The sequence below is a fragment of the Hydrogenophaga sp. A37 genome (genome assembly GCF_002001205.1).
Classification (GTDB): Bacteria; Pseudomonadota; Gammaproteobacteria; order Burkholderiales; family Burkholderiaceae_C; genus Hydrogenophaga.
The window spans coordinates 1-23,048 of sequence record NZ_MUNZ01000160.1; the positions used below are offsets into that span (position 1 = coordinate 1).

The following is a 23,048-nucleotide window of genomic DNA, read 5'->3' on the forward strand; positions in this document are numbered from 1 at the left end:
GTGCAGCAGGAAGAAGCGCGCGAACGACGCGGCTGCCTGAAGATCTTCTTTGGCGCCTCGGCCGGCGTGGGCAAGACCTACGCCATGCTGGCTGCGGCCCGCGTCGCCCACGCCCAAGGCACACCGTTGATCATCGGCGTGGTCGAAACCCACGGCCGGCCCGACACCGAAGCACTGGCGCGCGATCTGCCGCGCCTGCCGCTCCAGTCAGTGGCCTACCGCGGCCACCAGTTGCACGAGTTTCACATCGACGCCGCACTCGCCTTCGGTGCACAGCACGAACAAGCCTTGGTGCTGCTCGACGAGCTGGCCCACAGCAACGTGGCCGGCTCGCGCCACCCCAAACGCTGGCAGGACGCGGAAGAACTGCTGGCCGCCGGCATCGACGTGTGGTCGACCATGAACGTGCAGCACCTGGAGAGCTTGAACGACATCGTCAGCGGCATCACGGGCATCCGCGTCTGGGAGACCGTGCCCGACCGCCTCTTTGATGAAGCCGACGAGGTGGTGGTGGTCGATTTGCCGCCCGACGAGCTGCTGGAGCGCCTGAAGGCCGGCAAGGTCTACCTGCCGCGCGACGGCGACAACCGCGCCGAGCGCGCGGCCGCCAACTTCTTCCGCAAGGGCAACCTGCTCGCGCTGCGCGAGCTGACGCTGCGCCGCACCGCCGACCGGGTGGACGACGAGATGCGCGCCTACCGCCAGGGCAGTGCCGAGAAACCGGTGTGGCCCAACCGCGAGGCCCTGCTGGCCGCCGTGGGGATCGATGCCCACGGTGAGAAGGTGGTGCGCAGCAGCGCGCGCATGGCGGCCCAGCTCGACGTGCCCTGGCACGCGGTGCATGTGGAGACGCCGGGGCGCCCCCTGGGCGAGTCCGCGCAGCGCACGCTGCAGCTCGCCGAATCGCTGGGCGCGACCACCGCCACACTCTCCGCCCCCGACACCGCCACCGCGCTGGTGCGCTACGCGCGCGAGCACAACCTGGTGCGGCTGGTGCTGGGGCGCCGCGCGCGCCGCTGGCCCTGGTCGCGCAGCGTGGCCGACCGCATCGCCACCCAGGCCGATGACATCGACCTGGTGCAGGTGGGGCAACCCGCGGCCGCCGAAGCGCGGCCGGCCACGGCGCGCGCCGAGCGCGCTGAGGGCTACTGGCGCGGCTATCTGTGGGCGGCAGCTGTCTGCGGCGCCACCGCCCTGCTGGCAACCCCACTGCTGGGTGTGCTGGAACTCAGCAACATCGTGATGCTGTTCCTGCTGGCCGTGGTGGGCGTGAGCCTGGCCTTCGGTCGGGGGCCGGCGGTGCTGGCCGCTTTCCTGGGCGTGGGCCTGTTCGATTTCTTTTTTGTGCCGCCGCGCTTCACCTTCGCGGTGAGCGACGTGCAGTACCTCGTCACCTTCGGCGTGATGCTGGTGGTGGCACTGGTGGTGGGTCAGCTCACCGCGGGCCTGAAGCAACAGGCCGAGGCGGCCACGCAGCGCGAGCACCGCGTGCGCAGCCTCTACGACATGTCGCGCGACCTGTCCGCCGCGTTGATGAACACGCAGGTGGCAGAGATCGGCGCACGCTTCCTCACCGGCGAATTCGGCGCGCGCTCGGCGCTGCTCGTGGCGGACGAACACGACCGGCTGCAGACCATGGACGGCGCCACCGCGCCGGTGGACACCGCCGTGGCGCAATGGGCCTTTGACCGCGGCGAAGAAGCCGGGCGCGGCACCGACACCCTGCCCGCCAGTGCCTGCCTGGTGCTGCCGCTGAAGGCACCCATGCGCGTGCGCGGTGTGCTGGTGATCGAACCGCCGGTGCTGCAGCCCTGGGGCCAGGAGCAGCGCCGCCTGCTGCAGACCTGCGCCTCGTTGCTGGCGATTTCGCTGGAACGCATCCACTACATCGACGTGGCGCAGAGCAGCACGGTGCAGATCGAATCCGAACGCCTGCGCAACTCGCTGCTCTCGGCCATCTCGCACGACCTGCGCACGCCCCTGACCTCGATGGTGGGTCTGGCCGATGCGCTGGAACTCACACCGCCCGCGCTGAGCGAGGCACAGCGTGAGGTGGCCAGTGCGATGCGGCAGTCGGCCCAACGCATGAGCGCGCTGGTGAACAACCTGCTCGACATGGCCCGCCTGCAGGCCGGCGCCGTGCAGCTCAACCGCGCCTGGCAGCCGCTGGAAGAGGTGGTGGGCAGTGCGCTGGCGGCCTGCGGCAACCTGCTCACCGGGCGCGACATCCGCGTGGACCTGCCCGACGGGCTGCCGCTGCTGCACCTCGACGCCGTGCTGATCGAACGCGTGCTGGTGAACCTGCTGGAGAACGCCAGCAAATACACCCCCGTCGGCAGTGCCATCCACATCGCGGCGCGGATGCGAAGCGACACCGTGGTGCTCACACTGGACGACCACGGCCCAGGTCTGCCCAAGGGGCGCGAAGAGCGGGTGTTCGAGAAGTTCGAGCGCGGTCAACGCGAGAGCGCCCTGCCGGGGGTGGGTCTGGGGCTGGCCATCTGCCGCGCCATCGTGCAGGCCCACGGTGGCACGATCGAGGGTCGCAACCGCGAGGCGGCGGGTGTCGTGCAGGGTGCGCGCTTTGACATCACCCTGCCCTGCGGCACACCGCCGTCCGACCTCGGCACCGCCACCATCGCAGAGGAGCCACCCGCGCCATGAACCCACCCGGCAGCCAGATCCTGATCGTCGAAGACGAGGCCCACATCCGCCGCTTCGTGCGACTCTCGCTGGAGGCCGAGGGCCACACCGTGCACGAGGCCGAGAGCTACCAGCGTGGCCTCATCGAGGCCGGCACGCGCCGACCCGACCTGGTGGTGCTCGACCTGGGCCTGCCCGACGGCGACGGCGTGGACCTCATCCGCGAACTCAGGCAGTGGTCGGCCATGCCGGTGATCGTGCTCTCGGCCCGCAGCGCCGAGGCGAGCAAGATCGCCGCGCTCGACGCCGGCGCCGACGACTACCTGGTGAAGCCCTTCGGCTCGGGCGAACTCACGGCACGCGTGCGTGCCCAGTTGCGCCGCCACCAGCAGCAGACGCCGGCCGGCGAGCCGCTGATCGCGTTCGGCGACGTCCGCATCGACCTCGTGCGCCGTGTGGTGGAGCGGGCGGGCGAGGTGCTGCACCTCACCCCCATCGAATACAAGCTGCTCACGCACCTGGCGGCGCAGCCCGACCGCGTGATCACCCACGCCCAGCTGCTCAAGGCCGTGTGGGGCCCCGGGCACCAGGAGGACATGCACTACGTGCGCGTGCACATGGCCAACCTGCGCAAGAAGATCGAGGCCCAGCCTTCGATGCCCAAGCACCTGATCACCGAAACAGGGGTCGGTTACCGGTTCAGGAGTTGACCCCCCCGCCGCGCTGCGCGCGACCCCCCAAGGGGGCAACGCGAGTGGCCCGGCGGAGCCGGTTCCACCGCGTTCTGGGTGGGGCCCTTCCGCCGGCAGCGTTCTTATCGCGCTGCGCGGGGTGCGGCCATCACCTGTTGTTCGTAGCGCGGGTACCACCGCGTCAGGCTGCGGTGCAGCTCGGCGGGCTGGGCGGCCCAGCGTTTGAAACGCTCGGGCACGGGGGTGCCCAGCACCTCGCCGAGGTCGAGGCCGCGCTCGGCGCTGGTCTGCATCAGGTTCGTGAGCCACTGCAGCCAGTCGCGGGTTTGCTGCACACCGGCCAGGCCCGTGTGCACCGGGCCGTGGCTGGGCACCACCTGCTTCACCACGCCGCTGGCGATGAGCTGTTCCAGCGCGTCAAGGCTCTTCAACCAGGCCGCGAAGTCAGCGTGTGGCGTGGTGGGCACACGTTCGGCGAACACCAAGCCTCCAGCGAACAGCACGCCGGTGCGGTGGTCAAGCAGCACCAGGTCGTCACCCGTGTGGCCGTGCAGGCGTTTGAGTTCCAGCTTGTGCTCGCCGAGTTGCAGGGTCTGCGGCAACAGGGCTTCGCGTGCCGGGGTGGACTCGGTGCCGCGCATCCAGTCGCCGCAAAGGCGGTAGAGGTTGTCGGCGTAGGCCGTGCCTTCAGCCTGCATGCCGGCGATGCTGCCGGCCAGCGCCTGCGTGGGCCGGTCGGCCCAGGCCTGGTTGCCAAAGAAGTAGTCCGGGTGCAGATTGAGTTCAATCACGCGCATCACCGGCTCGCGCGCGAGGCCTTCGATGGCGCGGCGCTGCTGCTCGCCGTACAGGCGCGACGGCCCGGTATTGATGACGACCACGCCCACGCCGGTGGCGATGAAGGCGGTGTTGATGATGTTGCAGCCGTTGGCCCGGCTGAAGTCCTGCACCGCGCCTTCGATCACCCAGGTGCCTTCGGCGATCTGGCGTGGTTGCAGGTCGTAGTTGAACGTGGCCATGTCGGGTTTCGATGCCGGCGGTGGCACGGCGATGGTCTGCGGTTGTGCTGCACCCGCGAGAGCCAAGGCGGCCACACACAGCCAGCGCTTCACGCCCCCACCTCGGCATCAATCCGGTTGCCGTTGTTGTCGCGCCCGACGATTCTGAGACCTGGGACCGCCTGCGGTGGCAGCTCGAAGGTGATGAGCGGGTTCTCCGACACCGGCTCGTGCAGCGCCAGCTTCCACCAGGCCTGGCCCGCGCCGTCCACCAGCTGCAGGTCTTCGATGTAGAAAGCAGGGATGCCCGCGACCAGCCCGGTGTCCATGGGATGCATCACGCGCACGCGCAGGCGCCGGCTGCCTTCAAGCACGTTGTTGAAAAAGCGCGCCTGCACCTGGCCCAGCGTCTTGCTCCAGGAGCCGTCGGCGCGCGTGAGGCCGGGCACCGTGCAGCCACCGCCCGCCGCCTGCACCCAGGTGCTGCCCACGTGCCACTGGCCATCTTGGGTCTGCACGAAGGCGCGCACGGGTGAAGCCTGCTCCATGCGGATGCGAAAGGCCAGCATGGGCAGCGCGCGCAGCGGCTCAAAATCCAGCACCTGGCGCACCGGGTTGCGGTCCACCGCCACGCGGATGCGCGCCACGCCACCGCCCACCTTGTTGAGCCCGCGCGCGTCCACCAGCAGCGGCACGTTCATCGCATCGTCGGCAAAGGCGGGGCCCTTGACGATCACCGCGTCAGAGAACTTCGCCATGGCCTTGCCGATGGTCTGCTCGCGCAGGCTGGGGTATTGCATGGAGCCCAGCGGGTCGCCACCGGTGGGGTCGTCCTGCGCGCGCAGCGCGGCGGGCAGCAGTGCCGCCAGCAGGCCGCTGCCGAGAACGTGGCGCCGTTGAATGAACGGGCTCATCCGCCGCCGCCCTTGCTCTTGACCCAACCCCTTTGCGGGTCGTAACCCCAAAGTGCCGCCACGAAAAACACCACGCTGCAACCCACCACCACCGACCACGACAGCGCCGTGAACTGCCCCACCATGGCGTAGCGCATGGCCTCGACCGCGTGGGTGAAGGGGTTCCACTCCGCCAGCCTGAGCAGCCACCACGCACCCGACTCTTCGAGCTTCCACAGCGGGTACAGCGCGGGGCTGATGAAAAACATGGGGAAGATCACGAAGTTCATCGTGCCGGCGAAGTTCTCCAACTGCTTCACGTACACCGAGAGCATCAGCCCCAGCGCGGCGAGCATCGTGGCGCCGCAGGCCATGGCGATCAACAGGCCCGGCAAATTCGCGAGTGGCACCTCCACGCCAAAGGCCCAGGCGATGGCGAGAAACACCACCATCTGCAGAACCGAGAGGCAGGTGCCCGCGAGCAGCTTGAAGGCCAGCAACCAGCCGCGCGCGAGCGGCGCGGTGAGCAGCAGGCGCATCACGCCCATCTCGCGGTCGTACACCATCGATAGCGAGCTCTGCATGCCGTTGAACAGGGCGACCATGCCGAGCAGGCCGGGCACCATGTAGGCCTTGTATTCGATGTAGGTCTCGTAGGGCGGCACGATGGCGACGCCGAACACGTTGTTGAACCCCGCCGAAAACACCACGAACCACAGCAGCGGGCGCACCAGCGCCGAGCCCAGGCGCGTGGGCTGGCGCAGGAAGCGGTTGAGCTCGCGGCCCACCACCGCACGCAGGGCGCGCAGCAGATGCAGGGGCAGCGAGGGCGTCGCTGAGGGACTCAAGGCCGCGCTTTGCATGCACTCTCCTGTTCATCAACACCCAGCGTATCGAGCACCTCTTTCGGGTGCAACACGCCGTCCAGTGGCGCGGTGCCGACCACGCCGTCCACATGGCTCAGGAACAGCGGCTGGCGCAGCTGGCCGTCCCAGGCCCGGAACGAGAGGTTGCGGCCCTTGAAACCGTCGAGCGTGGTGCTGCCGCCGCGCAGCGCCTTGAGTTGCTGCGCCACCGGCGCCTTGGGGCTCTCGGCGAGCACGGTGGCCACCGCGCGCCCCGCCACCCAGGCGGCCCAGTCGGCGCCCTGCATGGGGCGGCCGGCCAGCTTGACGAAGCGGCGCGTGAGCTGCGGGCCGCCGTAGCGTTCCCACTGCGGGTGCCAGGCCGTGCTCACCAGGCCGTTGGCGCCCGCCACCGGGCGCGGCCATTGCGTGGCATAGGGCAGCAGGCGGGCGAATTCACCGTCGCTGTCCATCACCGCCACCACCTCGTGTTCGCGGTCGCCGGTGAGCAGGCGCGTGTTGCCCAGGTCGCGCTCGCGCGGGTCGCCGGTGAGCTTGAACGGTTTCTGCGCCACGACCTTGATGCCGAAGCGCTTGGCCGAGCGGTTGAAGGCCTCGCTCGTCAGCGCGTCGCCCGGCAAGGGGCCCTGCAGCAGCAGCGCCTTGCGCCAGTTGCGCGCGGCCAGGTACTGCGCCAGCGCGTCGCTCAGCATGGCGCGGCTGGGCGCGGTGTGCAGCAGGTGCGCGGCGCACATCGCGCCGCGCAGGGCGTCGTCGTCGAGCCCGGTGTTGAACACGATGGCGCCCCCCAGCGCGGCCGGCGCGGCCTGCACCAGTGCGCGCATCTCGGCCAGCGGCAGGTCGGCCACCACGTGCTGCACCTTGGCGGCCTTCAACTCGGCCAACACCTTGGGCAGCGCGGCGGCGTTGGGCAAGACCACGTCTTTCACAACCAACTCCAGGCCCGCAGCGTCCAGCTCGAACGCCGAATCCTCCGCCGCCAGCTTCACACCGTCGATGGCGCGCCCGGTCGGGTGACCGGGGTAGGCCTTCTCCATGCGGCGCGGCGCATGGCGCGGATCACCGTCCAGCGACACCACGGCGATGGTGATCTTGGTGGCCGCGAAGGCAGAGAACGCGAAGGCACCCATCAAAGCCAGAGCGGTCGAGCGCCACAGGCCCGTCCAGGGCTCCCGCGGAACCGGCTTCGCCGGGCCGCTGGGAGCGCCCCCCTGGGGGGGGATGCGGCTACGCGCAGCGAGCAAGCAACGGGGGGGGGTCATTTACTGACGAGGATCGAATGCGGCACGCGCCCGGCCGGCACCGTCTTGATCGCCTTGCCACTCGCCGTGTCCACCAGCGTCATGTCGTCCGACAGGCCGTTGGCCACATACAGCGTCTTGCCGTCGGGCGCGAAGCCCATGCCCCAGGCGCGCTTGCCCACGAGCACCTGCGTCTTCACCGCTTTGCTCGCCACGTCCACTTCGGCCACGTGGTTGGCGCGGCCCAGCCCGACCCACATGCGCTTGCCGTCCGGGCTGAGGGCCATGCCCACGGGCGTGATGTCGGCTTCGCGCATGCCCTTGACCGTGAACTTGACCTTCTGCTTTTCGGTGTGGGTCTTGGTGTCCACCACGCTGACCGTGGCGTCGAGTTCGTTGCTGACCCAGAGCTCGGCACCATCGGGCGTGAGCACGAAGCGGCGCGGGCGCTTGCCGACCTTGATGTTCTTCGTGACCTTCTTGGTGCCCAGGTCGATCACATGGACCACGTTGGCCACCTCGGAGGTCACGTAGGCCGTCTTGCCGTCGGGCGTGACCAGCACGCCCTCGGGCTCGCCGCCGGTCTTGACCTCGTACAACGGCTTCTTGCTACCGATGTCGTAGGCCGCCACCACGTTGTCGTCTTCAATCGACACGTAGGCGGTCTTGCCGTCGGGGCTGAGGGCAAACATCTCGGGGCTGTCGCCCAGGGGCACCGTGCCCGTCAACTTGCCCGTGGCCACGTCCACCAGGCCCATGGCGTTGCTGTCGCCACAGATCACCATGATCTGCCGGCCGTCGCCGCTGAAGCGCATGTCGCGCGGACGCTTACACACATCGATGGCGCCGGTGCGCGCACCCAGTGCGTCAAACACATAAATCTTGTGGTCCTTCTCGCTGGACACATAGACCTTGCCCACACCCTGGGCCTGGGCAGCGAACGCGAGCGAGGCAGCGGCAGCGGCGATGGACAGGGCACGCAGGGCGAACGCGATCGGGGCACGAAGGGCCAAGGGAAGTCTCCTGTCTTGTTGGATATCGGCGAACGGGTGTTCGTCCTGCGCACATCAAGGTGCACCCGGTCGATCTGCAAAAACGGTGCCAGGCGCACTGGAACAGAAATTGCCTGAAAACAACCGGTGCCCGGGCCTTTCCCGGGCGCTGGAGACACCCACACCGCCCCATGAGACACATACCGTCACGCCCAGCGTTCAAAAATGACACAGGGGAAACCCTTGATGCGTTCCAACGCTGCACGAACTGGGTGTCGCGGCGCAGCCTCATCGGCCTGGGTGCCTCGCTCGCTGCCGCCTCCGCCCTGCCCCGCGCCTGGGCGCAACCGGGCAGCGACACCACGCCCGCCTGGCCAAGCAAACCGCTGCAACTCATCGTGCCCTGGCCGGCCGGCGGCCAGACCGATCTCACGCTGCGCATCCTCTGCGAAGACACCGAGCCGCTGCTGGGCCAGCCCATCGTGGTCATCAACAAACCCGGCGCCGCCGGCACGCTGGTGGCCCCAGCGCTCAAGGCCGCCGAGCCCGACGGCCACACCATCGGCCAGGTGCCGATCACGGTGTACCGCCACGCGCTGATGAACCACGTGCCCTGGGACCCGGTGACCGACCTCGCGCCCATCGTTCAGGTGTCGGGCGTGAGCTTCGGCCTGCTGGTGCCGGCGAGCAGCCCCTGGAAGAGCGCCACCGAACTGATTGACTGGGCCATCAAGCACCCGGGCGAACTCATCCTCGGCTCCACCGGCATCGGCACCACCGCCCACCTGGCGATGGAAGACATCCTGCTGCAGCACAACGTGAGCTACGTGCACGTGCCCTACAAAGGCACGGCCGACCAGATGCTGGCGATTGCCGGCGCGCAGATCATGGCCGGCGTCAACTCCACCGGCTTCGCGCCCTGGGTCGACCGCGGCCAGCTGCGCCTGCTGGCCACCTTCAACGCTGCTCGCAACCCGCGCTGGCCCGACGCGCCCACGATGCGCGAGCTGGGCTACCCGCAGGCCGTCTACACCTCGCCCTGGGGCCTGGCCGCGCCGGTCGGCACGCCGCCGGCTGTCATTCAAAAACTGCACGACGTGTTCCACAAAGCCATGTACAGCGAGCTCCACACCAGCGCGCTCGCCAAGTACGATCAGTCGCTGGACTACCTCAACACCCGCGACTACCGCCAGGCCGTGCTGGCCACGGTGGAACGCGAAAAGAAACTGCTCGCGCGCATGAACCTGCTCGCCAAGCCCGCATGACCGACACCCTGCCGCTGCACGCGGACAACCTGCACAAAAGCTACGGCGGCAAACCCGCGCTCAAGGGCGTGAGCGTGAGCCTGAAGGCGGGCGAGATGGTCGCCCTGCTCGGCCCCAACGGCGCGGGCAAGTCGACCCTGCTGCAACTGCTCACCGGCCTCTTCAGCCCCGACCAGGGCACGGTCGTGGTGATGGGCCACGACATGCAGCGCCACCCCAGCCGCGCGCTCGCATCGCTGGGCGTGGTGTTCCAGCAGACCGCGCTCGACATGGACCTGCCGGTGATGGCCAACCTGCTGTTCCACACCGACCTGCACGGCCTGCCCCGCGCCGTGGCCAAGCAGCGCATCGAAGCGGGCCTCGCCCGCATGGGGCTGGCCGATCAGGCCAAGACGGTGGTGCGCAGCCTCTCGGGCGGCACACGCCGCAAGGTGGAGCTGGTGCGCGCGCTGCTGCACGAGCCACGCGTCTTGCTGATGGACGAAGCCACCGTGGGCCTCGACCCGGCCTCGCGCCAGCAACTGCTCGACACCGTGCGCGGCCTGTGTGCCGAGCGCGGCATGGCAGTGCTCTGGGCCACGCACCTGATCGAAGAGACCAAGGTGGCGGACCGGCTGGTCTTGCTGCACCAGGGGAGCGTGCGGTTTGACGGCTCGATTGAGGCCTTCATGCAGGCCTCGCAGGGCGGGGATTTTCAGACCGAGGTGCTGCGGGCGCTCGAAAAACCAGGGATCGGATGAAATGGAAAGACCTTCCTCCAAGAAGCGAACACGGGCCTATGGCATTTGGTTGCTGACTCCAAAGCGGGGAATTGAAGCCCCGCAGGTCTGGCGTGAAACCCGAGCCGGAGATAGCGCCCCAACACGATTCCAACGAGCCGTTGGTATTGAGTATTCGCGTGGTCCACACCCTCGCTTTCCAGATTCAAAGGGTGGCTATTTCGGATACTCCCGGCATGGTCCTCCCCAATCACTGCTTCGCTCGCTCAATGGATTTTTCAGGCCAACGACGCTCCCTCTCCAGAACTACCGGCTAAGAACGGGCGTCGCAAAGCGAATGCGCTCATCGTCAGGTTATGCCGTTCTGTGGAGTCCACACCTCCAGTACAGGTCAATACCAGGTCTGGCGTGGTTCGCTGGCAGGATCTACGTTCGCGAGGATGAGCATTGACCCCTGACCGTCAGCTCCCGAAGGCGGGCCAAATGGTGCTTCTGATCAGCCTCAACGGCCTCGGCCAGTCCGCCCCGCTGCAGCTTCTCATCGGTCTCCTCAGCACCGACCAGGGAACCATCACGGTCATGGGCCACTACATACAGCGCCACTCAGCAGCACGCTGACGTCGCTGCGCGCAGTGGCCAAGCAGCGGATCGAAGCCGGCCTCGCCCGCATGGGCCTGGCCGATCAGGCCAAGGCGGTGGTGCGCAGCCTCTCGGGCGGCACGCGGCGCAAGGTGGAGCTGGTGCGCGCGCTGCTGCACGAGCCGAGCGTGTTGCTGATGGACGAGGCCACCGTGGGCCTGGACCCGGCCTCGCGCCAGCAGTTGCTCGACACCGTGCGCGGCCTGTGCGCCGAGCGCGGCATGGCCGTGCTCTGGGCCACGCATTTGATCGAAGAAACCAAGGTGGCGGACCGGCTGGTGTTGCTGCATCAGGGGAGCGTGCGCTTCGATGGCAGCATCGACGTCTTCATGGCTGCGGCCGAAGGCCCGGACTTCCAGACCGAGGTATTGAAGGCGTTGCAAAAGCCGGGGCTCTGATACGGCTTCGCCTTCAACCGTATAGCTGCGTTGCAACGCCATGCCGTGCTTTCGCACTGTCTGCGGCTTCGCGCCTTGTTCTACGCTTGAATGCAAAGCCGTATGAGTCCCGGGCCTGGTCGGCTCAGAGTCCTTGAGGCACCTCGGCCTGCGCACCGTGCAGGCAGAAGCTGAAGAGGGCACCCTGGCCGACCTCTGCCTGACCCGTGATGGAGCCGCCGTGCCGCTGCAGGATACGCTGCACGATGGCCAGGCCAATGCCCGTGCCCTCAAACTCGTTCGGGCGGTGCAGCCGCTTGAAGGGCTGGAACAGTTGATCGGCGAATTGCATGTCGAAGCCGGCGCCGTTGTCTCGCAGCTCGAACCAACACATGCCGTTGGTCACGCCACTGCGGCTCAGTTCGATCACCGCCACGTCCCTTTGCGCGGTGTACTTCCAGGCGTTGCCCAGGAGGTTCTGTAACACCAGCCCCACCAGCCCGAGGTCGGCCTGGACCCACAGCCCTGGCTCGATGCGCCAGTCAGCCCGGCGGCCCGGGTCGCCCCGCTGCAGCTCGGCGGCCACCACCTGTGCCACCGCGCTCAGGTCGACCCGCTGCAGGTCCAGGTCCTTGCGGCTGTGCTGGGCCATGGACAGCAGGTCGGTGATCAGCGAGCCCATTCGACCCGCGTTGGACTGGATGCGTTGCAGCGATGTGCGGCCCTGCTCGCTGAGCTTGTCGGCCTCGGTCTCCAGCAACAGCGTCGAGAAACCCTGAATGCTGCGCAACGGCGTGCGCAGGTCGTGCGACACCGAATAGGTGAACGACTCCAGCTCCTTGTTGAGGTCCTGCAGGGCGCGCGTGCGTTTGGTCACCCGTTGGTCCAGCTCCGTGTTCAGCCGCTCCAGGGCACCGTGTGTGTCGCGCAGTTCGGTGATGTCGGTGTAGGTGGTCACGAAACCGCGGATCTGCCCGTCGATGCTCAGTGCGCTGCCCTCGATCTCCAGGGTGCGCCCGTTCGGGCGCTGCCTGATCAGGCGGTGCGGCAGAAACTGGCGGGCCAAGGCGGTCGCCTCGGACACCTTGGCTTCGACGTCCACATCACCATACTCGCCACGCAGGGCATTGCTGCGAGCCACATCCTCGAAGGTCACGCCAGGCTTCATCAACCCTTCGGGCAGCTCCAGCAATTTCTCGAAGCTCCGGTTCCATAGCCGGATCACCATGTTTTCGTCGATCACGGTCACCCCCTGGGGCAGCGCATTGATCACGGCATCGAGGTAGGCCGCCAGCAGGCGGGCTTCCTGCTCGATTCGTTTGCGCTCGGTGATGTCGGTGTAGATCGACACGAAGCCGCCGGTGGGCAAGGGGGTGCCGCGTATCTCGAGCACCGTGCCATCGGGCCGCTGGCGCTCGAACACATGGGGTTGCAGTGATCGTGCGCGATCGCTCACCGCCTGTGCCTGCTGCTCGGGGTCGCCTGGTCCGTATTCACCGCGTCTGGCGTTGAACAGGGCAAAGTCGTACAACGTGGGCATGCCGTGAGCGAACAACTCGTCCGGGAAATCCAGCAGCGTGCGCACCTGCTGGTTGTAGGCCACCAGACGCTGGTCGGCATCGAACATCGTGACCCCGCTCGGCAGGTTGTCGATGATGCTCTGCAGGATGGCGTGGTTGGTGTTGGACAGCATGTGTTCTGGCCGCCGGTCAAGCCTTGTTGGTACTTTGCCGTGCAGGCTATCACATCGTTTTTCAGCCTGCCTGGCCTCTTTCCCGTGCTTACTCGGGCAAGGCTTCTGCAACTCGACCAGCATGCGCCCATGCGGTCAAATGCTTCTCAGGCTCCGAGTCCCTGACCGGCTTAAAAAGCATAGCCGACCGTCACACCAACGCCCCACTGCCGACCTGGTGCCGGCTCGAAGAAGCGCCGGTTGCCGTCGTTGGCAATGACCGAACCCACGGTGGCCTTGTCGGCCAGGTTGTCCACGCGCACGTACTCCTTGAGCTTCCACGCGCCCAACTTCTGTTCCCAGCCCAGGCGCAGGTTGAACAGCGTGGCCGCGTCGGTGCGGTCGCTGTTCACGTCGTCCACCACCATCGAGCCGCGGTGCACCGCCTCCAGCGCGGCGGTAAAGCCGGGCCAGGCGCGCGGCTGCCAGGCCACTTCGCCGAACAGCGTGCGGTTCATCGTGCCGGGGATGCGGTTGCCCTTGGCCACGGTGGCGCCGCTGCTGCTGGCAAAGGCCTGGTCGAAGCGCGCGTTCAGCGTGGAGAACGCCAGGTGCGTGCGCCACTCAGGGCTCCACTGCGCGCTGTGCGCCAGCTCGATGCCCGAACGGCTGGTCTTGCCGGCGTTGGTGTACACCGTGCGGCCGCCGCTGCTGGAGGCCACCACGATCTCGTCGGTGGTGCCGATGTGGAACAGCGCCGCGTCCAGGCGCTGGCCTTCGCCCAGCTTCGTCTTCAAGCCCAACTCCGCGTGCGTGCTGCGCGCGGAGTTGAGGTTCAGGTTGGGCCCGCTGCCGTCGGCGGTGTAGGCGATCTCGGTCAGCGTCGGTGTCTCGAAGCCCTTGCCGATGTTGGCGTAGACATTGGTGTCGGGGCTCAGGTGGCGCGTGAGACCGATCACGGGGTTGGTGGCATTGAAGCTCGTGCGGCCGCTGTCGTCGGGGTTGCCGGGGCGCACGAAAAAGTCATTCACCCGGAAGTTCACCCGGTTGGCGCGCAGGCCCGCCACCGCGCTCCAGCCTTCGTTGATCACCCAGTCGGCCTGGGTGTAGACGCCCGTGCTGTCAACGCTGTCGTCCTCGTCGCGCTTGAGTTCGCCCTGCTCGCCCAGGTTGTTGATGAAGCCGCGGCGGTGCTCGCTCATGCGCTCCAGGTCCAGGCCCGCGCTCAGCCGCACCTCGCCCTCGCCTGCCGCGATGCGGCGTGCGTAGCGCAGGCCGGTGCCGCTGTAGCGGCGGTCCAGCTGCACCACGCCACCCGCCGCCGTGGGCGAGGCCTGCGCCACCAGCGGGATCGAGAGCCGGTTGTCCAGATCGCGCTCGCCCGCGTAGACGCGTGCTGAGAGTTCGCTGCGGTCGTCGAGCTTGTGTTCGGCCACCAGGCCGATCTGGTTCTGCGACACGTCCTTGCCGGCCTTGTAGAGCGTGGCGTTCGCCACCGCCTGGCGCGGGTTGGCCTGGAACTGCTCGCGCGTCAGACCCAGCGGGTCGCCCGATTCGGGCTGGTCGAAGGCGTTGGCCACCAGGGTGAATTTCGTCTGTTCGCTGGCGGTCCAGCGCAGCTTGGCGTTGGTGTGTTGGCGCTTGGCCGCGCTGTTGGTGCGCCAGCCGTCGGTGGAAAAGTCGCTGTGGTCGATCACGTAGTTCAGCGAACCGCTCTGCCCCGCGGCCTGCAGGCCGTAGCGGCGCAGCTGTTCGGAACCGGCGTCGACACTGAACCGGACTTCAGGCTTCGCCGGGCCGTCGGCCGTGAACACCTGCACCACGCCGCCGGCCGAGTTGCCGTACAGCTGGGCCAGCGGCCCGCGCAGCACCTCGATGCGCTGCGCCGAGGGCAGGCTGATGGTCGAGGCCTGGCCCTGGCCGTCGGGCATGGTCGCTGGGATGCCGTCGACGATCAGGCGCGCGCCACGGATGCCAAACGGCGAACGCGAACCCGAGCCACGGATCGACAGCTGCAGGTCTTGCGCGTAGTTCTGCCGGTTGAGCACCGTGATGCCGGGCACCCTGGTCATCACTTCAGACAGGTTCACGCGCGGTCCGGCGGCCTCGATGGCGTCCTGCCCCACGGCCTGGATCGACGCGGGCGCGTCGAAGCTCTTCTGCTCCTGCCGGTTCGCGGTGACCACGACCTCTTGCAGGGTGGTCTGGGCGTGGGCCGCGCTGGCGCTGGTGAGGGCGATCAGCAGCGCGGCGTTCAGACGGCGCAGGGCAAAGGTGGGGCGTGGGTTCATGTTTTTGTCTCCAGCAAATCGCCCGACGCGCACATGCGCCCCGGGCCGGTGGCGGTTGTTCCACCCGATTCTGGCTACAAGTTCCGTGCCACGCGTTTCGCGATTGAAGTTGTTCGGAAATGGAACAGTCACCCGGCGGACCGCGCCCCACTCTCCCGGTATTCGCGCGGACCCACACCGTACTGCTGCTTGAAGACGCGCGTGAAATGCGAAGGGTCGGCGAACCCCCAGGCATAGGCAATTTCAGCGATGCTGCTGTCGCGGTACGCCCGGCTGCGCAGGTCTTCCCTGCAGCGCTCCAGGCGCTGCGTCCGGATCCAGGCCGACGCACTCACCCCGATCTGCGCGAACAGCATGTGCACATAGCGGGGCGACATGTGGTTGGCGGCCGCGATGCTGGTGGGCGACAGCTGTTCGTCCTGCAGGTTGGTCAGGATGTGGTCTTGCAACTGCTTCAGGTAGCGTTGCGCCAAGCCGCGCTGCGGCACCTCCACCCTGTGGCTCATGGCGGCGGTCAGCAGCTCCAGCGTGGCCCGGCGCACGGCCGCGTGGTCGTTTTCGGTGAACACATCGAGTTGCCGGGCCAGGCTGTCGACATGGGAATACAGGACGGCCCCAATCCCCACGCGGCTGTCGATGACAGTGCCGGTGAACGCCGAACCCCGGGGGAGCCGCTCCTGGACGTCCGCCCACGGCAGCACCAGCGAGACCTTGTGCAGGCGCTCCATCACAGTGAACTCGGTAGGTAACGAGCCGCTCCAGATGACCATGTCACCCGCGCCCAGGCTGATGTCTTCGTCGCCAATGTGGAAGCGCTCGCGGCCCGCCTTGGTGATCTGCACGCCGATGTAGGGCTCCGGCGTGCGGTCGATGAACTGCGGCAAGCGCCGCCCTGTGCAAGGGTCGCAGACACATTCGACCACGCGCACACCGCTGAAATTGCGGTTGCGAACGCTGGCCGTGAACCCGCTGCCGACCGCCTGAGAGACCTGCCACTCACCAAAGTTTTCGGTGAGCGCAGCCTGCCAGGCGTCGGTGGTGTCGGAGCGGGTGATGCCCGCGGTTGACCATTCATGAACCGGCGCGGGATCAACCGTTTTCGTCTTCATCAGCATGTGCGTCTCCGATGGTTCTGAGGTCTTCTGCCGAACCGTTTACCCCCCGACGGGATGATAGGTCGGGACGTGGCGGGATCCAAGACAAAAGGGTAGTCGACGGCGACCGTCCGCATGCGACGAGAGCGAAAACTCTGAGGACGCAGAGCGAAGTTCCCCGGCGCGGCAGCACTCGATTTCGGCGTCGGTCTCGGCATTGCGCAGGTACACCAACGAAAAATCAAGGAAGTCGCGTCTTCAGGCCGCCGTGAAGGTCTGAATGACGATCTTCTTGTGACGAACCACCAGGGTGTCGGTCGCGATGTTCACAAACGGCTTGGCCTCCCACACCAGGTAGGCCACGTCGCGGTCGATGGCTTGCGCGTTGATCTTGAACGCTTCCCAGAACCCGGGCTTGACCCCTTTCAGAAAGCCATCGAAGAAGCCCCTGATTTCCGCCACGCCTCGGTACTGCTTGTCGTGCGTGAGGATGACCGATGTGGCGACGTAGTCGCGCATGAGCTCGTCGAGGCCTTTTGCGAAGGCGCCCAGGTGATGCGCCAGCACCTTCTCGGTGGCGCTCGTTGCTTGCTCGCCTGCAGCGGCATCGCTGGACGTGGCGAGGAGGGACAGAGTGAGTGCCATCGCGCCTCCTGCAAGGGCCTGTCGTCGATTGGATGGGTTCAGCTGTTTCATGGCGTTCCTTCAGCCCCAGGCGCCTTGCGCCTCTTCCCAGCCGATCACCGCAATCGGCGAGCCGTCGGGCTTGATGAACGTCAAGGGCCCGAGGAAGGTCATGTAGAACTCGCTGTCGATGGGGAAGCTGGTGCGGTCGTGGCGCGCACCCGAAGACTCGAAACCGTAGCCCGGCGCCACCGCCGTGTCGCCACCGGCGGCCTTGCCGCCACGCACGTCCATGCGCCCCCGGGTGAGGAAGTACTCGCCGGGGCCGGCGTGAATGTGGGGGGCGAAAGACGAGCCTGCGGGGCAGTCGAAGATCGCCGTCCACGAGCCCATCTCGGGCGCCACGTTGAGCAGCTTCCAGCGAATGCCGCCGGTCGAGAAGGCATCGGGAAAGGGCTGCCATTCAACGGCATCGATCTGCACATACGCTTCGTTGGTTTTGGGTTTCATGGTGGTCTCCGGTGTTGAAGTGGGGCGATGCAACAAGGGCCGGCCCAGCTGGGTCAAAGCCCTCGTTCCGGCGGCGCTTGTGGTGTTCACCTTGTGCGGTTCACGCCAGCGCGATGCCGTGCCGCAAGGTTAGGCGCGCCGTGCTGGCGCAGCCTGTTCCTCCGTGCAGGGCGAATTGACCCAGCGCGCACATCAGGGTTAGCACCGAAGGGTGCCCTGCCCCCTTCAACAACCTGCCAACAACCTAGCGTTGTTCCGCGTCCAACTCCGCCATCTCGGCCTCGGTGAACACCCGCGAGCGCGTGAAGAAGGCCTTGCCTTCCGGCCCTTCGAGCGAGAAGCTGCCGCCGTTCCCCTCGATCACGTCGATGATGAGTTGCGTGTGGCGCCAGGTGGCGTATTGCGCCTTGCCGATGTAGAACCCGCAGCCGCCGATCTCGCCCAGCAACACATCGCCCGCGCCCATGGTGATCTCGCCGGGCAGGTAGCAGTTGGCCGCGCTGCCGTCGCAGCAGCCCCCCGACTGGTGGAACATCAGCTCGGGGCCGTGTTTGGTCTTGAGGAACTGAATCAGCTCGACCGCCGCTGGCGTGGCAATGACTTTTTCAACCATGGTTTGTCTCCTTGTTCTGAAAACCAAAAAGGGGAGCCGTTGCCGGCTCCCCTTTCATCTCACTTCAATCCGAGCAGATCAGAAGAAGCCCAGCTTGTTTTCCGAGTACGAAACCAACAAGTTCTTGGTCTGCTGGTAGTGGCCCAACATCGCCTTGTGGTTCTCGCGGCCCAGGCCCGATTCCTTGTAGCCGCCGAACGCCGCATGTGCGGGGTAGGCGTGGTAGCAGTTGGTCCACACACGGCCTGCCTTGATGGCGCGGCCCATGCGGTAGGCCAGGTTGCCGTTGCGGCACCACACGCCGGCACCCAGGCCGTACAGCGTGTCGTTGGCAATCGCCAGGGCTTCGGCTTCGTCCTTGAACGTCGTCACGGCCAGCACCGGGCCGAAGATTTCTTCCTGGAAGATGCGCATCTTGTTGTGGCCCTTGAACAGCGTGGGCTGCACGTAGTAGCCGCCGTCCAGATCGCCGCCGATCTTGGCCTGCTCGCCACCGATCAGCACCTCGGCGCCTTCGGCCTTGCCCAGCTCCAGGTAGCTCAGGATCTTGGTCAGCTGCTCTTTGGAAGCCTGCGCGCCCATCATGGTGTCGGTGTCCAGCGGGCTGCCCATCTTGATGGCGGCCACGCGCTTGAGCACGCGCTCCATGAACCTGTCGTAGATGCTTTCTTGAATGAGCGCGCGGCTCGGGCAGGTGCAGACCTCGCCCTGGTTGAACGCGAACAGCACCAGGCCTTCGATCGCCTTGTCGAGGAACGAATCGTCTTTGTCCATGATGTCGGCAAAGAAGATGTTGGGGCTCTTGCCGCCCAGTTCCAGCGTGGCGGGAATCAGGTTGTTGGCGGCGGCCTGGGCGATCACGCGGCCCGTGGTGGTGGAGCCGGTGAACGCGATCTTGGCGATGCGCTTGCTGGTGGCCAGCGGCATGCCGGCTTCGCGGCCGAAACCGTTGACGATGTTCAGCACGCCCGGGGGCAGCAGGTCGGCGATCAGCTCCACCAGGATCAGCAGGCTGATGGGGGTCGACTCTGCGGGCTTCAACACGATGCAGTTGCCAGCGCCCAGTGCCGGCGGGATCTTCCACGCGGCCATCAGGATCGGGAAGTTCCAGGGAATGATCTGGCCGACGACGCCCAGGGGTTCCTGGAAGTGGTAGGCCACGGTGTCACCGTCGATCTCGCTCATGTTGCCTTCTTCGGCGCGCACGCAGCCGGCGAAGTAACGGAAGTGGTCGATGGCCAGCGGGATGTCGGCGTTCAGCGTTTCGCGGATCGGCTTGCCGTTGTCCACCGTCTCGGCGTAGGCCAGCAACTCGAGGTTGGCTTCCAGGCGGTCGGCGATCTTCAGCAGGATGTTGGAGCGCTCGGTGGCCGAGGTCTTGCCCCAGGCGTCGGCGGCAGCGTGGGCCGCGTCCAGCGCGAGGTCGATGTCTTCGGCGGTGGAGCGCGCGGCTTGCGTGTAGACCTGGCCATTCACCGGCGAGATCACATCAAAGTACTGGCCCTTGCATGGCACAACCCATTTGCCGCCGATGAAGTTGTCGTAGCGCGGTTTGTAGGCGATTTTGGCGCCGGGGGTGCCGGGAGCTGCGTATTGCATGTGTGTCGTCCTCTGAGGGTGGAAATGAAGAAAGCCGAAGCGGCTGCTTCACCTGTCCTCAACAACCGTGCCACGCGAAAACAGTGACTCAAATTGAGAACACTGCTCCCTTTATTGACAACACACTTTGAAAGGTTGCGCCATTCAGGCCCATGCAACAGCACACTGCGCCAGCCTGGTACGGCACACCCGTTCATATGAACGCGGGTACCACGTGGGCAGCCCGCTACCCCGCCAAGCCGATTACCAAGGCAGAGACGCCCATCGACGCCCAGGCCAGTTGCCCCTTGCGCGCCGCAAACGGGTGATCGGCAAAACCCACCCATTGGCCACCCCCCTCCAGCGCGAGCACCACCTCGTCGCGACCCTGCCCGCGCGCCAGCCGCTCGATGCGCCCTGGCAGCACACACTGGCCGGGCACATCGTCCACCTCACCCCGGCCAACCCGCACCGCCGTCGCCTTGCACAGCACCAGCGCCTCCAGCCCCGGAGCCAGGCCCAGCAGGTCGGCGCTCTCGCGCGTCACGCTCGACGTGAGCACCGCCTGCCCCGGCGTGCGCAGCCGCACCAGCACCGTCGGGTCGCCCTGCCCCAGCGGCTCCACCGCCTCGACCCGGCAAGGCAACTGGTTGCGCATGCTCGTGCGCAAACCCAGACCGAAGCGCAAACCAGAAGACCCTCCAGCAAAACGCGCCAACACCGCCTCACGCGCCTGCGCCAGCTCGTCCGCCAGAGAGAGCAGTTGCAGGCCTTGCGGCGTGATGCGCGCACCACCACCACCCGAGCCGCCCACCGTGCGGTCCACCAGCGTCTCCCCGCTCAGGTTGCTCAGCGTGTCAATGGCCTGCCAAGCCGCCTTGTAGCTGATGCCCGCATCGCGCGCGGCCTGCGAGATGGAGCCCGTCTCGGCCACGCGGCGCAACACTTCCAGGCGCTTGTCGCTGGGGGCGTGGCCGAGGGCTTCGGAGAGGGCGGTGTGGATGGGTGGTGTGGGCATGGGGAGCGTCTATTGGCCTGCGGGCGTTGCACCGTCGAATGACATTGGCACGAGCACTTGTCGAAAGATAAAAAGGCCTTTGCCCAGGGTGGACCTCAAGAGGTTCACTTCGTCCAAGGACCAAGTGGGCAGGTATTCCGGCTCGTCTTGGGGTCTCAACACCTGGTTCGCCGTTGTCCCACCATAAAACAACTTTTGATACACCGGGTCAGTGACCGATCGGTCTTCATCAAAGTTTCCACCCACCGAACGCGAGACATCGTCGAACAGGTTCCAGGCCGCCAACAACGCCTCGCCATCCAACAACGGCGACGAGCCATGGGCCAACCAGTCCGCCACCTTGTCGAGGTCGTGCAAGAGGGGCGCCTCCGCTTCCAAAGCCATGCCACGTTCGCGAGCAAAGCGTTCGAGCTCCAGGGTGTTGGAAAACCATGGCACCTGCCGAGCGGAATCCACGAGAACACCGTCTTCAGTGCCGGAGCACCAGATGAGGAAGGCGTCGCGGGCATGCAGGCGGAACCACAACCTGAAGCAACGCTCGCTCATGTTGTCGATCTCCGGGAAAAAGTCAGGCCGCATTTTTTCTCTCGCCCTTGATCCGTTTCAAGCAGTTCAGCGAACGGCGCTACTGCGTCGCGCGCGGCCTGCAAGATGGACCCTGTCTCGGCCACGCGGCGCAGCACCTCCAGGCGCTTGCCGCTGGGGGTGTGACCAGGGCTTCGGGGAGGGCTGTATGGAGGGCGTTGGGAGCATGCGCGAATTGTTTTATGGGATCGCTGCAACTCCAGCGCTCACCATTTTGGGTCGGCAGATCCAAAACATTTGATCGACAGGCGTACCTGACAACAACTGCTGCTGGCGAGTTGAATTCATATTCAACTGTTCTTTCTGGCACCAGTGATATTTCTCGAAATGCATCTTTCGAGGACTGTAGGTGTCATCGTTGAGCACGTACACGCCGGCTTTGTCCAGCACCTTAAGCCTGGCATCCGTATTGCAGTGGTACGCAAGCTGCTCCGTCGGATTGCGGGCAGCATAGAAGTTGTTGGTGGGCACTTGATGCAACACTGCCGCATACCCAATTGATTCAAAATTCCTGACACCTACAGGCGTCTTCCATGGGTCGCATTGCCAAGGAGGATGAACATGGATCATAGAAATCGCACCCGAACCAAGCGCCAGCGGAGGATACCGCTTGGCAGTCTGCATCGACTCACGAACGAACAGCGCAATAGGCCGGATATCCAGAAATTGCACCACAACGAAGACAGCAAATACCAGTTTCCTCTTCGAGGAACTCAGTGATTTTTCCAACACCACTGAACAGATCAACACCAACATGAAACCGGCCACCCAGAAGAATCTACCAGAAGCCCTGAATTTCCCCAATACAGCCAACACAAATTCCGGCAAAGGAACTTCAAACACATGCGAACCTAAAGACACACGATTGGACAGGGACAGCAAGAGAAAGACCAAGATCACCAGCAAACCATTTGCAAGCGGAAATGCACCGTACCTGGAGCCCCCTCCTCGATGACTCGACCAACCCCTGACCGAAGCCACGCCAGCCGAAAAAATAAGAAGGATCACCCCAAATCCCAGGTAATCAAACCCTTCCCAGGCCTGTCCGCTGGTAGGGTCCGGCACGTCAAAATTCAGGAAAAAAGCAAGTCCGTTGGAATCCAACGGTCCAAGCAGGTTCATGGAATAGACACCATACCCCCCCGTTTGAAGCCCCGCAGCGCCGAGAAAACCGAAAATCCAAGATCCGCCAACCCAAACCGCGGACAGCAGTGCAGACCTGAGCAGAAACTCCTTCCAATCCAAAAATTGCAGAGCAGCCAACCCAAGGATCAAGGACATCAAAAGCCCCATGACCGACAAATAGGGATTGATACCTGAAAGAAAAAAGATCAACGGGACATGCAGCGCCAGCCAGCGCCTCCTGACAGCGCCGATTGACACCAGCGAAACCCACACGGCCAGCAGCAGCACCCAATGAGAAGACAGCGCTGCATGTGCCTGAAACCGGTTGAAGGTAAATGGCACAGTGGCGAGCAAGACAGCCACCCAGCCAGCAGTCTCAGCGCCACTCCCTTGTCTCGATACCCCGGCCATCCTGAGCGCGCGGTCGGTCGCGAGGAAACCGAAGAGCGCCTGCAAAGCCACGCACGCCACGAAATACCAGCCTAGGGATGGTCTGCACAACACCCGGATCTGCGTGGGCTGATGCTCGCAATTTCAAATGGCGGCAATTTTTGCTGATCAAGAGGTGTTTTCGGGCTAATTTCACTCCTGTTGGCGACCCCTTGGCCGCATT

Annotated in this window: 21 protein-coding genes; 6 read left to right on the top strand and 15 right to left on the bottom strand. The window is 65.9% G+C overall.

The window, feature by feature from the left end:
* Nucleotides 1–2,664: DUF4118 domain-containing protein (locus tag B0E41_RS21785; protein ID WP_077334405.1), on the top strand; the 2,664-nt coding region annotated here is incomplete at its 5' end.
* Nucleotides 2,661–3,353: a two-component system response regulator KdpE gene (gene kdpE, locus B0E41_RS21790; protein ID WP_077334407.1), complete on the top strand. Its 693-nt coding sequence runs from the start codon at nucleotides 2,661–2,663 to the stop codon at nucleotides 3,351–3,353. The genes B0E41_RS21785 and kdpE, both read left to right, overlap by 4 nt.
* Nucleotides 3,354–3,457: 104 nt before the next feature.
* On the opposite strand, the gene B0E41_RS21795 is transcribed toward kdpE, so the two are convergent.
* The 5 genes from B0E41_RS21795 to B0E41_RS21815 form a co-directional block, all read right to left on the bottom strand.
* Entirely contained in the window at nucleotides 3,458–4,447 is a 990-nt protein-coding gene (locus B0E41_RS21795; protein WP_077334409.1) for a quinoprotein relay system zinc metallohydrolase 1, read from the bottom strand.
* Nucleotides 4,444–5,247 (bottom strand): quinoprotein dehydrogenase-associated SoxYZ-like carrier, encoded by an 804-nt coding sequence (locus B0E41_RS21800; protein ID WP_077334411.1) that lies wholly within the window; start codon nucleotides 5,245–5,247, stop codon nucleotides 4,444–4,446. Before B0E41_RS21800 ends, B0E41_RS21795 begins: the two co-directional genes overlap by 4 nt.
* On the bottom strand, nucleotides 5,244–6,089 hold the full coding sequence (locus B0E41_RS21805; protein ID WP_077334413.1) for an ABC transporter permease: 846 nt from the start codon (nucleotides 6,087–6,089) through the stop codon (nucleotides 5,244–5,246). Before B0E41_RS21805 ends, B0E41_RS21800 begins: the two co-directional genes overlap by 4 nt.
* A complete protein-coding gene (locus tag B0E41_RS21810) occupies nucleotides 6,071–7,222 on the bottom strand; it encodes an ABC transporter substrate-binding protein (RefSeq protein ID WP_077334415.1) in 1,152 nt (383 codons plus the stop codon). The genes B0E41_RS21805 and B0E41_RS21810 overlap by 19 nt, the downstream gene beginning before the upstream one ends.
* A 128-nt stretch (nucleotides 7,223–7,350) precedes the next feature.
* Nucleotides 7,351–8,346: a PQQ-dependent catabolism-associated beta-propeller protein gene (locus B0E41_RS21815; protein WP_253195075.1), complete on the bottom strand. Its 996-nt coding sequence runs from the start codon at nucleotides 8,344–8,346 to the stop codon at nucleotides 7,351–7,353.
* 251 nt (nucleotides 8,347–8,597) lie between these two features.
* On the opposite strand from B0E41_RS21815, the gene B0E41_RS21820 reads away from it, so the two are divergent.
* From B0E41_RS21820 to B0E41_RS21830, 4 genes are all read left to right on the top strand, one after another.
* Nucleotides 8,598–9,590 (top strand): tripartite tricarboxylate transporter substrate binding protein, encoded by a 993-nt coding sequence (locus tag B0E41_RS21820; protein WP_253195077.1) that lies wholly within the window; start codon nucleotides 8,598–8,600, stop codon nucleotides 9,588–9,590.
* Nucleotides 9,587–10,330 (top strand): ABC transporter ATP-binding protein, encoded by a 744-nt coding sequence (locus tag B0E41_RS21825; RefSeq protein WP_077334419.1) that lies wholly within the window; start codon nucleotides 9,587–9,589, stop codon nucleotides 10,328–10,330. The genes B0E41_RS21820 and B0E41_RS21825 overlap by 4 nt, the downstream gene beginning before the upstream one ends.
* Before the next feature lie 462 nt (nucleotides 10,331–10,792).
* Nucleotides 10,793–10,927, top strand: coding sequence for a hypothetical protein (locus B0E41_RS27760; RefSeq protein ID WP_290440860.1), 135 nt, complete (start codon nucleotides 10,793–10,795; stop codon nucleotides 10,925–10,927).
* 14 nt (nucleotides 10,928–10,941) lie between these two features.
* Nucleotides 10,942–11,346, top strand: coding sequence for an ATP-binding cassette domain-containing protein (locus B0E41_RS21830; RefSeq protein ID WP_253195079.1), 405 nt, complete (start codon nucleotides 10,942–10,944; stop codon nucleotides 11,344–11,346).
* Between the two features lie 124 nt (nucleotides 11,347–11,470).
* Here B0E41_RS21830 and B0E41_RS21835 read toward each other — a convergent pair whose 3' ends face one another.
* The 10 genes from B0E41_RS21835 to B0E41_RS21880 form a co-directional block, all read right to left on the bottom strand.
* On the bottom strand, nucleotides 11,471–13,018 hold the full coding sequence (locus B0E41_RS21835) for a PAS-domain containing protein (RefSeq protein ID WP_171984845.1): 1,548 nt from the start codon (nucleotides 13,016–13,018) through the stop codon (nucleotides 11,471–11,473).
* Between the two features lie 170 nt (nucleotides 13,019–13,188).
* Entirely contained in the window at nucleotides 13,189–15,288 is a 2,100-nt protein-coding gene (locus tag B0E41_RS21840; protein ID WP_077334425.1) for a TonB-dependent receptor, read from the bottom strand.
* Nucleotides 15,289–15,416: 128 nt separating this feature from the next.
* Complete coding sequence (locus B0E41_RS21845; RefSeq protein WP_077334427.1) at nucleotides 15,417–16,403, bottom strand: helix-turn-helix domain-containing protein; 987 nt, start codon at nucleotides 16,401–16,403, stop codon at nucleotides 15,417–15,419.
* Nucleotides 16,404–16,640: 237 nt separating this feature from the next.
* Nucleotides 16,641–17,027, bottom strand: coding sequence for a hypothetical protein (locus B0E41_RS21850; RefSeq protein WP_077334429.1), 387 nt, complete (start codon nucleotides 17,025–17,027; stop codon nucleotides 16,641–16,643).
* Nucleotides 17,028–17,087: 60 nt separating this feature from the next.
* Nucleotides 17,088–17,516, bottom strand: coding sequence for a 2,4'-dihydroxyacetophenone dioxygenase family protein (locus tag B0E41_RS21855; protein WP_077334430.1), 429 nt, complete (start codon nucleotides 17,514–17,516; stop codon nucleotides 17,088–17,090).
* A gap of 244 nt (nucleotides 17,517–17,760) precedes the next feature.
* Entirely contained in the window at nucleotides 17,761–18,129 is a 369-nt protein-coding gene (locus B0E41_RS21860) for a DUF779 domain-containing protein (protein WP_077334432.1), read from the bottom strand.
* A 78-nt stretch (nucleotides 18,130–18,207) separates the two neighbouring features.
* A complete protein-coding gene (locus B0E41_RS21865; RefSeq protein WP_077334434.1) occupies nucleotides 18,208–19,728 on the bottom strand; it encodes an aldehyde dehydrogenase family protein in 1,521 nt (506 codons plus the stop codon).
* Between the two features lie 226 nt (nucleotides 19,729–19,954).
* Complete coding sequence (locus B0E41_RS21870; protein WP_077334436.1) at nucleotides 19,955–20,725, bottom strand: TOBE domain-containing protein; 771 nt, start codon at nucleotides 20,723–20,725, stop codon at nucleotides 19,955–19,957.
* Between the two features lie 9 nt (nucleotides 20,726–20,734).
* Nucleotides 20,735–21,271 carry a hypothetical protein gene (locus B0E41_RS21875; protein WP_143433958.1) on the bottom strand — a complete coding sequence of 179 codons (537 nt, stop codon included), beginning with the start codon at nucleotides 21,269–21,271 and terminating at the stop codon, nucleotides 20,735–20,737.
* A 219-nt stretch (nucleotides 21,272–21,490) separates the two neighbouring features.
* Complete coding sequence (locus B0E41_RS21880) at nucleotides 21,491–22,897, bottom strand: hypothetical protein (RefSeq protein ID WP_143433959.1); 1,407 nt, start codon at nucleotides 22,895–22,897, stop codon at nucleotides 21,491–21,493.
* Between the last annotated feature and the right edge of the window lie 151 nt (nucleotides 22,898–23,048).